Consider the following 15,055-nt stretch of genomic DNA (forward strand, 5'->3'; position numbering starts at 1 on the left):
ATACTAGTCGTTAAAAAGAGATGTTGAGAGGTATCTATCTCCAGAATCTGGAAGTAATGCTACAATTACTTTGCCTTCATTTTCAGGTCTCTTAGCAAGAATTTCTGCTGCCTTAAGTGCTGCTCCTGAAGATATTCCAACTAATATGCCTTCAGATGTAGCAAAAGCTCTGCCTTCTGCAAAAGCATCTTCATTCTCAATAGTAATAATTTCATCATAAACATTAGTATCAAGTACATCTGGTACAAATCCAGCACCTATACCCTGAATCTTATGTGCACCTGGAGTACCTGTTGAAAGAACTGCACTAGTTGCTGGTTCTACAGCAACAACCTTAACATTAGGATTTTGCTCCTTTAAATACTGTCCAACACCTGTAATTGTTCCACCAGTTCCAACGCCAGCTACAAAAATGTCAACCTTACCATCTGTCTGTTCCCAGATTTCTGGACCTGTTGTTTCTTTATGTACCTTAGGATTAGCTGGATTTACAAACTGTCCAAGAATAACTGAACCTTCTATTTCCTTATTAAGTTCTTCAGCCTTAGCAATAGCTCCCTTCATTCCCTTAGCACCTTCTGTAAGTACAAGTTCTGCACCATAAGCCTTTAATAAATTTCTTCTTTCAACACTCATAGTTTCAGGTAATGTTAAGATAGCCTTATAGCCCTTAGCTGTTGCCACTGCTGCAAGACCAATACCAGTATTACCACTTGTAGGTTCAATAATTGTAGCACCCTTAGATAACTTTCCACTTTTTTCGGCATCCTCAATCATTGCAAGGGCAATTCTGTCCTTTACTGATCCTGCTGGATTTAAATACTCCAATTTAGCAAGTACAGTTGCTTTTGTAATTTCTCTCTTTTTTGAATAACCATTTAACTTAAGTAATGGTGTATTTCCAATTAATTCAAGTGCGCTTTCTTTAATTTTGCTCATAATCTAATTCCTCCTTACTATCCTCTTTGGGATTAACTATATGCTAGCACAAGCTATTCCTTCTGAAAATTTGAGAGAAATAATCATTGGTGATAGGTTTTGTTTATCGCAATAAAAAAGACCCTCCTTACTGCTTGTCCAGTAAAGAGGGTACACATAATTCTTACCTCTGGTCTTATATTTAAGCACTTGCTTTCATTTTTCTTTCATTCTTACGTTTTTCAATTGCTGATACAATTACTGCACATGATGCATCACCAGTAATATTAACTGTTGTTCTACCCATATCAAAGATTCTATCAACACCAGCTACTAGAGCAATACCTTCAACAGGAAGACCTACTGCCTGTAATACCATTGCAAGCATTACCATTCCAGCACCAGGAACACCTGCTGTTCCAATAGATGCAAGAGTTGCTGTAAGAACAATTGTAAGCATCTGTGGAAAAGTTAAATTAATTCCGTAACATGATGCAATAAAGATTGAGCACACACCCTGATAAATTGCTGTTCCATCCATATTAATTGTTGCACCAAGTGGAAGGATAAATGATGATATATCCTTATCTGCACCAAGCTTCTCTGTACATTCCATGTTAATTGGTAATGTACCAACTGATGAAGCTGATGAGAATGAGAACATAATTGCAGGCATCATTTCCTTAAAGAACTTAATTGGTGAAATCTTAGCAAGAGTTGATACTGTTGCTGAATAAACAACAAGCATATGAATTAAGTATGCTAAATATGCTACAAGTAATACCTTAGCAAGGGAACCAAGAACAGCAGGGCCATTCTCTGCCACTACAGGACAAAGCAAGCAAAATACACCAATAGGTGAGAGACTAATAATCATCTCCATTGCCTTTAGGAATATGTCATTAAGTGTTTCAACAAGCTTAAAATCCTTAGCTTTCTCAGAATCATTATTTACAAGTAATAGTGCAAAGCCAATTATTAATGATGCCACAATAATCTGAAGCATATTAGCTTCTGCAAAAGGTGTTATAAAGTTAGATGGAAAAATTCCAACTAAAGTATCCATAAAACTTACTGATGATGAAGCTTCATAAGTTAAATCTGTAGTTTCAACTATAGTGAATATACCCTTAAAAAGGTTTGCAAAAACTAAACCAATTGTTATAGCAAAAGCTGTTGTACACATATAATATAAAACAGTCTTAATGCCAATAGAACCAACCTTCTTAATATCTTTCATTGAAAGTACACCACTCATAATTGAGAAAAATACTAAAGGTCCAACAACCCACTTAACTAAATTAAGAAAGATAGTACCGAAGGGTTTAATATAACTTACTGCAATCTCTGGCTTAGCTGTAAAAGCTATACCTGCAATAATTCCTAAAACCAAGGCAATAAAAATCTTGGCTGATAATGTTAATTTTTTCTTTTTCATAAAACAATTTCCTCTCAAATGTGTTTTTCCGTTTGATATATTAACAAAACCATACCATTTAGGCAATATTTTTAAAGCGATTTCAAAAATACTTTATAAAATTAAGTACATCGCATATAATAAAAGATATATTTATAGTTCTCTGAAGCAACGCTTTACTACAATGGCTATATTTATTGGTTGGAGGCTCAAACAGATGATATTGAATCTGTTTTCTTCATTGATAGATGGAAAGCTCAGAATGAAGATAATAAATATTATCATTCTATATTAAACAATGATGGAACTCTTTCCTATGACCGAGTTTTGGAAATACATGGTAACAATTTAGATTTAATCAAAAAACAGTTTCTTGAAGCTACTCCCTTCGAGGGAAAAACATTCTGGCAAGTTGAAAAAGAGATTGCCTGGCTAGACGAAAGCACTCCAATTTAGAACAAGTGTGGTAAGGATCCGCAAGTACAATGTGCTGGTATGATTACATTCAAAAATGGTAAAATATATTCATATGATAATAGTAGCGGTCATTTTAGGCCTAACTCAAAATCATTACCTAAGGTAAAAGCAGCACTTGATAAATTATATAAAGAAAATCCGAATCTTTTTGATAAAGATTCCGAATGGAGGAAGAAGTAATGGATAACAAAGAACATATTCAGGCAGAAACCAATTATATATTCAACTATGATTTTAACGATAATGATATTCCAGAAGAAGTTGAAGAAGAATACTACGATAGAGCTTCTGCTTTATTAGATGAGTATTCATGGAATGATATATTTAACTGCTGGTTCGATTATGTCAAGACTCGCTCGCGAGTCTTGCACGCCGGATTCGGGTCTGCTTCAGCAGACAAATTCCTGTCCGAATCCGTGCGCATCCTCGCGGAGCGTTTAACTCAGTCGGAGCTTGTACTCCGACTGAGTTAAACGCAAACTGCAACACCCCTGAAGAAGTCATTAACTGGGCCAACCTCTTCTATTGGTATGGCGGCTTCGAAAAACCAATCTCTGACCCATATGAATTCTTGGGATATTTATACTTCAAAGTGGATGTTGCTAAATATGTCGATGAGGCACAAACAGTATTTGATGGTATTGCAATAGGTATACTTGGAAAAATTGGAAAAGTAAGTCTCATTGATAACCCCAATTACGCACCTGAAAATGACCCTGAAATAATAGCAGCAGTTGAACGATGGAAAAATCGTTAATGTTAACTTAGGCTATTGCTTTATTAAATACTTAACCGGAACTTCCTTAGTAAGCCATACACCATTCTTAGATAAGAAAAACTTATATCCTTCTCTATGCATCTCTCCTGCCTTAACAATATACAATACCGGATTGCCATGGCGTTGACCTACTTTTACAGCAGTGTCCACATCTTTTGACAAGTGTACATATAATCTGCTTTTAGGAATCAGTCCTTGCGCATCAATAGAATTAACATACTTCTCACCAGTACCATGCCATAATTCTTCCGGCGGTTCAGTTTCTTCAAGCTCTACATCAACCGGGATTGAATGTCCCTGGTTAGCTCTTATTAGTGTCTTATCATCATTGAATGAATATCTCTGTTTATTATCAGTCCTAACAATCTCTTCCAAGATATCCATGCTAAATTCATGAGTCTTTGCTATTCCTGCAATTAATTCATCGACATTAGCCCAGCCATGTTCATCTAAGCTGATGCCTATTGTCTCTGGTTTATGCCTAAGGATAAGACTCATGTATTTGCTCGTATCATTTAAACTCATATATTATCCCTTCCTAAAATGTTGGTTGTTTTCGTTAAACAGTTTATTAAAATAAAAACTCTAAAATCAGTAATATTCCACCGCAAACCACTGCAGCGATAACAGCTGACAGTATCGGCGCTAAAACTTTTTGATAAGGACGTTTTGCTTCTTCTCTAATCTGGTCATCTTTAGAAAGCGTCTCTCCATTTGTAAAGGCAACAATCTCCTTATAAGTTTGTACATTATACTTCTTGTTGTACTTTTCAATTCTAATGGCAAAATACATTGCGCAAGCAAACATCAATACAGATGGTATGAAAAACCAAAATCCGGTTGTGTATGCCAATACTGGCATAGAGATAAGAAGTGCCACTATAGAAATCAGCATTCCTATCGCATAGGTGTGCATCTTATTAATGTCTGCCTGCGTTTGTTCTGTGATGATTCTTTCCATCTTTTCAACATCTCCTTTTAATAGTTGGTCTACGGAGACATTAAAGATTTCACTTAGAAGCAATACGCTCTGAATATCCGGATAGCTTTTGTCATTCTCCCAATTTGAAATTGTCTGCCTTGAAACAAATAACTTTTCAGCCAATTCATCCTGGTTAATATTTTGTGCTTTCCTTAATTCTTTGATTCTGTTCCCAAATTCCATTCTTATGTCTCTCCTTCCACCTCACAATACCGAGATATTGATTTCGTTGCCATCAAAAGGCTTTGACATTTACACTTTTTAGCAATGTCAAAATCTTTTTACATGCCGCAAAATAGGCATTTCTACGCACTTTTATAATCTTACCATATTACGAATGCTAAAAAAATAAGGTACTGGCCGGATTACCCAAATCAAGGAAAAAGTCTGGAAAAAGATTAGATTTCCGGTTTTGGGAAAGTTCAATAAATTTACAACTAATCTAAACCTCACAAAAAGCTGTCAAAAAGGCAACAAATTCTTGCCTTTTCAGGGTTTTATAAAACTAAAATTGCCTATATACGTAAAATAAGGGCGAAAAAGATGAAAAACACAGAGGAAATTTCAAGATTAATTGCCCTACAGGAGATTTTTTTCTTCATATGGGCATTGGATATTCTCCTTTGCCCATTTTTCATTATTGCTTTATTAAATACTTAATTACAGATATTCCTTATGTCCATAAAGATGTTATAAACATTGGCGATGCATCATTACTCTTTTCAAAACCACAATTCTGGTAAAAATGCATTTCATTATCATAAGCAATTACAGCTATTCTAAGATAATCCTGATACTTATCTTTAATCTTATTGATTAGTGTTCTGCCAATCATCTGATTGTGATATTCTGGATTAACTAACAAATAATGGACATATGCATTCATTATTCCATCATCCATGGCGCAAACCATTCCGACTAATTTGTCCCCATCGTAGGCAGAAAAAACTGTGTTGAAATTTTTCATTGCAACGCATAGTTTTTCCGGATAATGACCTGAAGACCATTCAACTGACAAAAATAAGTCTTCTAATTCATTTTTATTAAAATCATGTTTATCTGTATATTTGATATCCAACGCAACCTCCTAAATTAATTCCATTTCTGATTCCATTTTAACAAAGCCATATTTCTCATATAAAGGTCGCCCCATATCTGTTGCCTCTAATGATATCTGTTTAACTCCACGTTCTTTTGAAACATTAACAAGCATATCTAATGTCTTGTGCGCGATTCCTTGTCGTCTATAGTTCGGATCTGTATACATATTCATAATGTAAGCTTTCTTGCCACTGGGATTATGATAAGTCGGCATAACATTATAAAAGCTAACACCGCCAGCCCCTATAAATTTACCATCATCCATTACGAGAATCGCGAAATGGGTACCATCAGCCAATGCCTTTTTATAATAATTGTAAGATTCTTTTTCTACCTCTGTCATATCAACAGAATCATCTAACTTATTTGCCGCTCTTAAAACTTTAACACGGGACGCCGTCAATAAATCAATATCATCCAAAGTTGCCACTCTATATTCCATGTTTTTTCACTCCTATGATTGTTTTTATACCATACGAAAATATTTCAAAGCATACCTAAATTGTATAATCCGGACCTGAAAGCATATGGCATTTTTTTCATTTACGACTCTCCTCCTGGAAGCCTTTTGATAGCATCCATACTGACAGCAGATAAAGTTTCCATCTGCTTAAGAGCTAATTCTCTAAGCAATACAAGACGCTCCGACATTGCTTTCCCCTGTTCTATGAGAATTGCGTTATAACTTTCCATATTTGCCAGTACAAGAAGTTGATTCAGCGTTGCGTCATCTCGAATGTTACCTTTCTTATCAGTATTATTTTCACGCCACTGTTTTGCCGTCATACCAAACAATGCCACATTCAGGATATCCGCTTCATTTGCATATTTATATGAAATCTGCTCCGGTGTAAGCTCCTGCAAAATAAGATTATCCTTAATAGCATCTGTGTGAATACGATAATTCAACTTTGCTATCTCACGATTCAGATTCCAATTCAGAGACAGTCGGCTGTTTTCGTCGGACTTGAGCCGTTGGTAATCTTTGATGATATAAAGCTTAAATTCCGGAGAAATCCAAGATGCAAATTCAAAAGCTATATCAATGTGCGCATATATCCCACCACCATATCTTCCGGATTTTGTGAACAAACCTATAGCGCCTAATTCATCTTTCCAATTCTTTATTGAAAACACAAACGCATTTGTACCTGCATCTTCTTTAAACGTATCGAAATCGATACGTTTAAAATCAGGATTATGTAAAATTTCCCAAAGTCCAAGAAATTCTACCACGTCTCTTCCGCGCAACCAGTTATGAATTGTAATTCTAGGATCAATGCTTTTATACCTAGCTATATCTGTCAATGATATAAATTCATTCTTAAAATCAGTTGTGTAAATACCTATATCTATGCCTGCAGCATGTATAGTTTCTTTTTTTATTGTCTTTGCCATATATCCTCCGATAAAATCCGATTAAATTGTTCACTTTCGAACAATTTTTGAATCATCTGCAATTTTCTGCAATTCCCTGTAATATGCTAGATAACGATAAGCTGTTCTCCGGCTGACATCACCTTCTGCAACAATCTCTACAAGAGTCTTTCCGCTCTCATACTTCAAAATGAAATCATTGTATGCAGACATCCAAGCTTCATCATGTTTTTTTCGACCACCGAAGTTACGGTTACGAAGCTTTTCGTTTTCCGCCTTAAGCTCGGCAACCTCTTTTTCTAATTCTTTTATTCTCTTAAGGGCTTCATCAAGAGTTGTAACTTTCATTTCGTGCCACCTCGCTTTCTGACACTATTTTAATCCTGCACTGTATTACTGTCAACTTGCTTTTTGACACATGCTCTTTTCTACATCCCTGAGCCTGGATTGTGATAACATTGACTATAATAATCTTTGAGTCGGTCACCAATTTTTTCGTATAAATAAGTTTCTCTGGCTATTGGTACATATACACGTAAACGTTTCCTTATCGTGTCATCATTCATTCGGATTTTATTTTTCTTGTTTCCACGGCATAAGCCCTCCTTAAAATTTGTTAGAGTTGCCTCTACAAATATAGTCAACACTTTTGATATTCCTTATAAATATGAGCCAATTCCCTCTTATCTATCAGTTCATGACCTATAAATGATAATTCCACTATATACGGCATCCAATCGATGAACCGAAGGAAATCATCCACATCAAATGCTGGATCATAATAATTCAGAATGGTGCTAAGTGCAGTTCCGTGCGTACCTATGACAACTGTTTTCCCATTAAACCTGTCAAGGACGTCAAATAAGGCATTGACATTGCGTTCCTTCGTTGAACTGAGGGATTCTCCACCTTGCTCCGCATAATCAAAATTTGTCCACCTTTTAGAAAATTGTCCCATTCCATTTCCGTATTCACCGCACTTCCTCTCGCAGAATCTTTCATCCGTGATGATACTCTTAGAAAAATAATCAGCAGCCGCTTGGATAGTATCTACACTTCTTCTTTCAGCATTTGAAGCACACGCAGCTCTCTCTTTATCATCTGATAATTGAAAACATTCTCACTAGTATACTCGTCATTTACCCGGATTGCTTCGTCAATATCAACATCTCTTAAAGTGAACTCCAGTTTTTCCTCGTAACTGTCAAGATCTTGCCCTATGTTTGCTTCACTTACATCACAGAAATAATAGAAATTTTCCTGTTCAAAAATGGTATCCTCATCTCTATCACTATTTTGTCTTCTCAAAACGCTGCCGTATTCTCTAACGGTTTCCGGTATAACAACAAGACCTGTTTCCTCTCGCACTTCCCTAATGAGCGTATCTATTCTATCCTCATTATCGTGAATTCCTCCGCCAGGAAACTTATAATACTTCTCGACAGGGCTGTATACCATGCGAAGTTTACCTTCTCTTTGTATGATTGCTCTAGCAGACGGTCTTCTGAAAATCCTGAAATCCTCTCTATAATCTTTAAGATCAATTGTAAATAATCTTCTCATATTACCGTTTCTCCTTTTTCCGGACGTATTGGAAAATGCAAACGTACTTTCCTCGTCCACCAATAGCATTGCACGTATAAACTCCTCAACATCATCTTCTGTGTACGGTTAACGGCGTTGGGAAAGAAGAACAACATTTTCTACATGAACAGTATGTGGGAACATATCCACAGGCTGCACCTTCTCCACCTTAAAGCCCTTCTCGCATAAGAACTTAAGATCTCTTGAAAGTGTTGCTGAATCACAACTTACATAAACAATTCTTTTTGGTGCCATTAATACAAGTGTATTAAGAAGTGCCTCATCGCAGCCCTTTCTTGGAGGATCAACTACAACTACATCTGGATGCTTTGCAGAAGCGTCCCCATCTTTACCATAGATTTCAGGAACCACTTCTTCAGCCTTACCCACCATAAAATTAGCGTTTGTGATGGCATTAATCTTAGCGTTATTTTTAGCATCCTCAATGGCCTGAGGAACTATTTCAACCCCATACACTTCCTTTGCCTTTTTAGCAAGAAAGAGCGATATTGTACCAATTCCACAATACATATCCCATACCACTTCTCCTCCAGTAAGACCTGCAAATTCTAAAGCCTTAGAATAAAGCTTCTTGGTCTGAACAGGGTTTACCTGAAAGAAAGATAATGGTGAAATCTGGAATTTAATATCTGCAATAAAGTCCTCAATGTAACTGCTGCCATAAAGAGTTTTACACTCTTCCCCTAAGATTACATTGGTGTCCTTTTTATTCAAATTAAGCATAATAGATGTAATTCTTGCAACACCATCACCCTTAGCTTTTAAGTCCTTTTTTAATTCTTCTGATTCTAAGTCATTAAATCTTGAAGCAGCACTTGTCTTTAATTTACTAAAATCAATTGAAAGTAATTTCTCATTAAGCTTATCTGCCTGCTCTGCCTTTAAGCCATTTCCATTAATTACAAGACAGACCATAATCTGACCTGTTGTAAAGCCTGTTCGTATAAGCACATGGCGAACAAGTCCCTTATGCTTAGTTTCATCATATGCAGGGATATCATTTTCCTCCATCCACTCTTTAACTTTTTGTAAAATGTAGACATTTTCCTTAGCACCAATAAGACAATCCTGGTTATCAATAATTGAATGAGTTCTTCCTGCATAAAAGCCCATAACAATCTTGCCTTCTTTATTTAATCCCACAGGATACTGTGCCTTATTTCTATAATTAAATTCAGATTCCATACCAATAACTGGAAGAACCTCTAATTTAGAATCTCCTGTGAAACCGCCAATTCTTTCAAGATTACCCTCCACTAAAGAACGCTTAAAATCAAGCTGTGCCTTATAATTCATCTGTTGAATCTGACATCCACCACACTGTCTAGCCACAGGACATTTAGCTTCAATTCTATGCTCACTTGCCTTGATTATATTCATTAAACGTCCGTAGCCATAGTTTTTCTTAGCCTTTATAATCTTAGCTTCAATTTCATCACCTATTAATGCATCCTTAACAAATACTGTATAACCATCTACTCGACCAATACCCTCTCCGCTAGTACCTAAATCTGTTATTTTTAATTTAACTATATCGCCTTTATTGTATGACATGTTAATCCTTTCTTTACATAAATTCAGCTTGCAACATATTGTTACAAGCTGTTTAGTCTAATGTCTTTTTAGTTTCTGCTAATTAAACTGTTCTTTTAATATTAGCATCAAGCCATCTATTATATCCAATCCAATCATTAGTATCTTTAGCTTCAAGAGCTTCTCTTAAAGTCTCTAACTTAGCATCAATATTATCAGCCATAGATAAAGCTACAGCTTCTGCAATTGATGGTTTTTTTGGTGAGCCATATTCTAATTCACCGTGATGAGCTAAGATACAATGTCCCATTTCTAATTTAAGTACTTCTGGGAAAGAGTCTATAGCCTTAATCTTATCCATAACCATTTCATAGCCAATCACAATATGTCCAAGGAAATTTCCCTCATCTGTATAATCATTCTTTGGAAATTCTGATAATTCCTTAGTCTTACCTGCATCGTGAAGCATAGCAGCACTTATAAGTAAATCCCTATTTAAAAAATCGTAGTTAGATGCCATCTTATCACAAAGTCTTGTAACTGATAAAGAATGTTCTAATAAACCACCTGTAAATCCATGATGTACTGTTTTTGCAGCAGAAATATTCTTAAAATTCTTAATAAACACCTCATCTTCTCTAAAAAATGCATTAAGAAGCTTCTTTAGATGCTCATTTTTTACACTATCTACAAATGACAATAATTCCTTATACATATCCTCTACATTAAATCTTGTAGATGGTACATAATCTGAAATTTCATATTCATCTTCATTTGCCACTCTAATTCTATCCACTTTAAACTGAAGTGAACCATTATAATTTGAAATCTGGCCTGAAACAGCAACAAAATCTCCTGCTTCAAATTCAGAAATTCCACCTGAATTTAAATCCCAAATCTTAGTATCAATCTGACCTGTTTTATCTGTAAGAATAACATTTCCGTATTCTTTTCCTGTTCTTGTAAGTGCAATACTCTTCGATTTAACTAAATAAACCTCTGACACTCTTTCTCCATCATTTAAGCTTTCAATATATTTCATCTTTTTTCTTGGCTAATGCCATCCTTTCTAATATCATATATTTTGGATAAGTTTAACATTAACATCAAAGCTAAGCTGTGAATAACCTTCTTTATCTTTTCTGTTAACTGTTAATCTCATAGTTTCTCCATCTGATTTCTGATATAGTTTCTCACTAAATAGCTGAATTGTCAAAACCGATTCATTATCAACTTTAGTTATTAAATCACCAGCCTGTAAACCTGCCATATATGCTGGTGAACCCACATCAACAGACATAATATAAACTCCCATTGGAAGATTATATTTAGCTGATAAATCCTTAGTTATATTTTGTGCTGTAATACCACAATATAGGTATCCATGTTTATTAATCATTTCCTGTAAGATTCCCTTTAAATCAGAGACTCCAATTGCTTTAATTGTCGAATCAGGACTCTTAAAATAGATTCCAACTAAGGCACCTAAGTCATTATAAAGAAATGAATAATCATCCCTATCCTTGGTTAGATTAGTTTCAATAATCTCATATCCATTATCTGTTTGGTAACTTATATTTAATCCTGATACTGTACAATAATTAACCGAACTAACCTCACCATGCATCTTACCTGCAACAATTAACATATCTCCCTGACCTATTAAATAGGAATTTCCTAAATCTGCAATAGCTATAGACTTCTTTGTATCAGTTGACACATCACTTGCACTAAATTTATATAAACTAAATCCAAGCTCATCATAGCTTCCCACATATTTAAGGGCTGCTTCACTACCATCATTAAATTTAGCTACTATTTTTTTATTCTGCTTGTTATTATCCTTTATTGCAGAATTAGTTAATACAATATATTCAGAATTAATGTTTCCAACAATCACTGCTGGCATCCTATAAGAATCACTATCATTTAATTCTGATTCAATATCTGTATTTTCATAATCTACCGTAATAATACTTTTAGTACATACATCTACTTTAGACTTAATATTTCGCATGGCATTATCATAGTCATCACCAACACCATCAGTTATATCTTCACTATATTGATCATCCTTATATTCTTTATAATCGTCTTTCTCAATATAGATAATCTCTGTGGTTTTTTCTTTTATCTTCTGTTTTATTATAGGCCATGTTATTCTGCATATTACAAAAGCAATAATACAGGCTAAAAGAATAACTACACAAGCCCTTATTCTTAATAATAGCTTTTTATATTTTCTTTTTGGGCTTTGAACTACAGTTTCTGTATAAAGTTCAAAGTCATTTGTTTCCTTTTTATCTTCGGACATATCTTTCCTCTCTAAATTACAAACCTTATTCACTAGCTTAAGTATATCCAAGCTTAATGAATTATTTATGACATTTATGTTAATATTATACACAAGATTATGGTTTTTTACCTTAAAATAAGATAAAATTAATTAGTGATTATGTAAATAGTTAGGAGAAATTTTTTTGAACAAAAAAGCTTTATATACTTTAGAATTTAACAAAATACAGGAAAGACTAGTATCTCTTGCCTCTTCTAATGGCGGCAAGGCTATACTTAGCAAATTAAAAGTAGAAACAGATATTAATATAATAAACAATAATCTAGAGGAAACTAACGATGCCCTATCAAGGATATATCAAAAAGGATGTCCAGATTTTAGTAAAGTAAGATCTATTAAAGACAGCCTTATGCGTCTTAAGATGGGCAGTTCCCTTAATGCAAGAGAATTACTTAACATTAGCGATATTTTAAGTCTTGCTAAGCATATTAAGGACTTTTATGAATACAGAGATGACTCACTTCAGCCAAGAATTGATTCACTAGATCCAGTAACAAGCCTTAATAATCAGATTAAGCGCTGTATTATTGCAGAAGATGAAATTGCAGATGAGGCTTCAGCTACATTAAGTGATATTCGTAGAAGCAAAAGACTTAGCGCAGATAAGATTCATCAAGAATTAAATAGACTCTTAAATAGCACAAGTGTTAGAAACTGTCTTCAAGATTACGTCATTACATCAAGAAATGGCAGATATTGCCTTCCTGTTAAGGCTGAATATAAATCTCAAGTACCAGGAATGGTACACGACCAGTCATCAACAGGTTCTACACTTTTTATTGAACCTGCATCAGTTGTTAAACTTAACAACGAAATACGTGAACTTGAATTAAAAGAAGAAGCTGAAATTGAAGTAATCCTTGCTAAATTAAGCGAGAACGCAGCACAATTTCAGGATGCAATTCATAGCGACTATGAGATTTTAGTATCCCTTGATGTATGCTTTGCAAAGGGCAATCTTTCAAGAAAAATGAACGCTGCCAAACCTAAGATGAACACTAATGGAATTATTAATATCAATAAGGGACGTCATCCACTTATTGACCCTGAAAAGGTAGTTCCAATAGATATTTATCTTGGAAAAGATTTTAAATTACTTATTATTACTGGTCCTAATACAGGTGGTAAGACTGTTTCATTAAAAACTGTAGGTTTACTTACATTAATGGCACAAGCAGGTCTTAATATTCCTGCACTAGAAAATTCAGACATTGCAGTATTTAATAAGATTTTCGCAGATATTGGAGATGAACAAAGTATTGAGCAATCTCTTTCAACTTTCTCATCTCATATGACAAACCAGGTCTCAATCTTAAGAAACGCAGACCGCAACTCATTAGTACTATTTGATGAAATTGGTGCAGGTACTGACCCTACTGAAGGTGCAGCTCTTGCTACATCAATTCTTAATCACTTAAAAAATAATGGCGTTACAACAATGGCTACAACTCACTACTCTGAGCTTAAGATGTACGCCCTAACAACTAAAGGGGTTGAAAATGCCAGCTGTGAATTTGATGTAGAGACTTTAAGTCCAACATATAAATTATTAATTGGTGTACCAGGTAAGAGTAATGCCTTTGCTATTTCTAAAAAGCTAGGTCTTCCAGAATTTATCTTAAATGACGCTACTAAGCGACTTGAAGAAGACGATATTAAATTCGAAGATTTAGTTACAGACCTTGAGAATACAAGAGCTAGACTTGAAAAAGAAAAAGAAGAAATCGCTTCATATAAAGAAGAAATTGAAAGTCTTAAGGAAAAACTTCAATCTAAAAACGAACGAATCGATCAAAGCAAGGATAAGATTCTTAGACGTGCCAATGAACAAGCTGCTGCTATTTTACAGGAAGCTAAAGACTATGCCGATGAAACAATTAAGGTAATGAATAAAACCGGTATGTCAGTTAAAGAACTTGAAAAGCGCAGAACTGAAGTTAGAACTAAGATTAATAAGCGAAATGAGAAACTAAAGGTTGAACCAACCAAAGTTTCTAAACATACATCTTCTAATATTGAAGACTTTAAAAAGGGTATGTATGTACGCGTACTTACTATGAATGTTATTGGTAGAATTACAGATATTTACCCATCAAAAAAGCAGGTAAATGTCCTTATAGGTAGTTTAAGTACAAAAATGCCTATCAAAAACCTAGAAATACTAGAAAACTACAAAGACCCAGAGGATGCTAAGGCTAATTCTTCAAAATCATCCACTGGCACAAGTAGAATTAAAGTTGGTAAAGCTGCTAATATTAAACCAGAAATTAATCTACTAGGCTACACTGTAGATGAGGCAATTTCCATCCTAGATAAATATCTTGATGATGCTTATATTGCTAAGATTCCTCAGGTAAGAATTGTACATGGTAAAGGAACAGGTGCCCTAAGAAATGGTATCACATCATATCTTAGAGGTGTTTCTTATATTGCAAGCTTCCGCTTAGGAAACATAGGAGAAGGCGACGCAGGCGTTACAATAGTAGATTTTAAATAAACGGAGGATACTAA

17 protein-coding genes are annotated in these 15,055 nt (G+C 34.7%); 4 read left to right on the top strand and 13 right to left on the bottom strand.

What is annotated here, in order from left to right; all coding sequences use genetic code 11:
- Positions 1–3 precede the first annotated feature (3 nt).
- Together cysK and T537_RS0103485 are read right to left on the bottom strand one after the other, a co-directional pair.
- The gene (gene cysK, locus T537_RS0103480; protein WP_031556317.1) at positions 4–939 is read right to left on the bottom strand and encodes a cysteine synthase A; all 936 of its coding nucleotides are present in this window, start codon (positions 937–939) and stop codon (positions 4–6) included.
- Positions 940–1,120: 181 nt separating this feature from the next.
- Positions 1,121–2,356 carry a dicarboxylate/amino acid:cation symporter gene (locus tag T537_RS0103485; RefSeq protein ID WP_031556319.1) on the bottom strand — a complete coding sequence of 412 codons (1,236 nt, stop codon included), beginning with the start codon at positions 2,354–2,356 and terminating at the stop codon, positions 1,121–1,123.
- A gap of 180 nt (positions 2,357–2,536) precedes the next feature.
- Between T537_RS0103485 and T537_RS0103490 the strand changes: the two genes are divergently transcribed.
- The 3 genes from T537_RS0103490 to T537_RS0103505 all read left to right on the top strand — a co-directional run bounded on the left by T537_RS0103490 (position 2,537) and on the right by T537_RS0103505 (position 3,569).
- The gene (locus tag T537_RS0103490) at positions 2,537–2,791 is read left to right on the top strand and encodes a hypothetical protein (protein ID WP_031556320.1); all 255 of its coding nucleotides are present in this window, start codon (positions 2,537–2,539) and stop codon (positions 2,789–2,791) included.
- A 200-nt stretch (positions 2,792–2,991) separates the two neighbouring features.
- Complete coding sequence (locus T537_RS0103500) at positions 2,992–3,285, top strand: hypothetical protein (protein WP_031556321.1); 294 nt, start codon at positions 2,992–2,994, stop codon at positions 3,283–3,285.
- Positions 3,286–3,404: 119 nt separating this feature from the next.
- Positions 3,405–3,569: a hypothetical protein gene (locus T537_RS0103505; RefSeq protein ID WP_155895224.1), complete on the top strand. Its 165-nt coding sequence runs from the start codon at positions 3,405–3,407 to the stop codon at positions 3,567–3,569.
- Between the two features lie 12 nt (positions 3,570–3,581).
- Here the strand turns inward: T537_RS0103505 and T537_RS0103510 are convergent, their stop codons facing one another.
- The 11 genes from T537_RS0103510 to T537_RS0103560 form a co-directional block, all read right to left on the bottom strand.
- On the bottom strand, positions 3,582–4,115 hold the full coding sequence (locus tag T537_RS0103510; protein ID WP_027436965.1) for an RNA 2'-phosphotransferase: 534 nt from the start codon (positions 4,113–4,115) through the stop codon (positions 3,582–3,584).
- Positions 4,116–4,161: 46 nt separating this feature from the next.
- Positions 4,162–4,755, bottom strand: a complete 594-nt coding sequence (locus T537_RS0103515) for a helix-turn-helix domain-containing protein (protein ID WP_031556322.1) — start codon at positions 4,753–4,755, stop codon at positions 4,162–4,164.
- Positions 4,756–5,245: 490 nt separating this feature from the next.
- Complete coding sequence (locus T537_RS0103520; RefSeq protein ID WP_031556323.1) at positions 5,246–5,650, bottom strand: GNAT family N-acetyltransferase; 405 nt, start codon at positions 5,648–5,650, stop codon at positions 5,246–5,248.
- A 9-nt stretch (positions 5,651–5,659) separates the two neighbouring features.
- On the bottom strand, positions 5,660–6,115 hold the full coding sequence (locus tag T537_RS0103525) for a GNAT family N-acetyltransferase (protein WP_031556324.1): 456 nt from the start codon (positions 6,113–6,115) through the stop codon (positions 5,660–5,662).
- Between the two features lie 101 nt (positions 6,116–6,216).
- Positions 6,217–7,071 carry a KilA-N domain-containing protein gene (locus tag T537_RS0103530; protein ID WP_031556325.1) on the bottom strand — a complete coding sequence of 285 codons (855 nt, stop codon included), beginning with the start codon at positions 7,069–7,071 and terminating at the stop codon, positions 6,217–6,219.
- A 30-nt stretch (positions 7,072–7,101) separates the two neighbouring features.
- On the bottom strand, positions 7,102–7,398 hold the full coding sequence (locus T537_RS0103535) for a hypothetical protein (RefSeq protein WP_031556326.1): 297 nt from the start codon (positions 7,396–7,398) through the stop codon (positions 7,102–7,104).
- Between the two features lie 292 nt (positions 7,399–7,690).
- Entirely contained in the window at positions 7,691–8,095 is a 405-nt protein-coding gene (locus T537_RS13250; RefSeq protein ID WP_081823245.1) for a histidine phosphatase family protein, read from the bottom strand.
- 5 nt (positions 8,096–8,100) lie between these two features.
- Positions 8,101–8,613 carry an NUDIX domain-containing protein gene (locus tag T537_RS0103545; RefSeq protein ID WP_031556329.1) on the bottom strand — a complete coding sequence of 171 codons (513 nt, stop codon included), beginning with the start codon at positions 8,611–8,613 and terminating at the stop codon, positions 8,101–8,103.
- Between the two features lie 108 nt (positions 8,614–8,721).
- Positions 8,722–10,209: a 23S rRNA (uracil(1939)-C(5))-methyltransferase RlmD gene (gene rlmD / locus T537_RS0103550; protein WP_031556330.1), complete on the bottom strand. Its 1,488-nt coding sequence runs from the start codon at positions 10,207–10,209 to the stop codon at positions 8,722–8,724.
- 82 nt (positions 10,210–10,291) lie between these two features.
- Positions 10,292–11,230 carry a 3'-5' exoribonuclease YhaM family protein gene (locus T537_RS0103555; RefSeq protein ID WP_027436956.1) on the bottom strand — a complete coding sequence of 313 codons (939 nt, stop codon included), beginning with the start codon at positions 11,228–11,230 and terminating at the stop codon, positions 10,292–10,294.
- Positions 11,231–11,263: 33 nt separating this feature from the next.
- Positions 11,264–12,502 (bottom strand): S1C family serine protease, encoded by a 1,239-nt coding sequence (locus T537_RS0103560; RefSeq protein ID WP_031556332.1) that lies wholly within the window; start codon positions 12,500–12,502, stop codon positions 11,264–11,266.
- Between the two features lie 166 nt (positions 12,503–12,668).
- Between T537_RS0103560 and T537_RS0103565 the strand changes: the two genes are divergently transcribed.
- On the top strand, positions 12,669–15,041 hold the full coding sequence (locus tag T537_RS0103565) for an endonuclease MutS2 (RefSeq protein ID WP_031556334.1): 2,373 nt from the start codon (positions 12,669–12,671) through the stop codon (positions 15,039–15,041).
- Positions 15,042–15,055: the final 14 nt, after the last annotated feature.

This window comes from Lachnospira multipara LB2003 (assembly GCF_000702205.1).
Taxonomy (GTDB): domain Bacteria; phylum Bacillota; class Clostridia; order Lachnospirales; family Lachnospiraceae; genus Lachnospira; species Lachnospira multipara_A.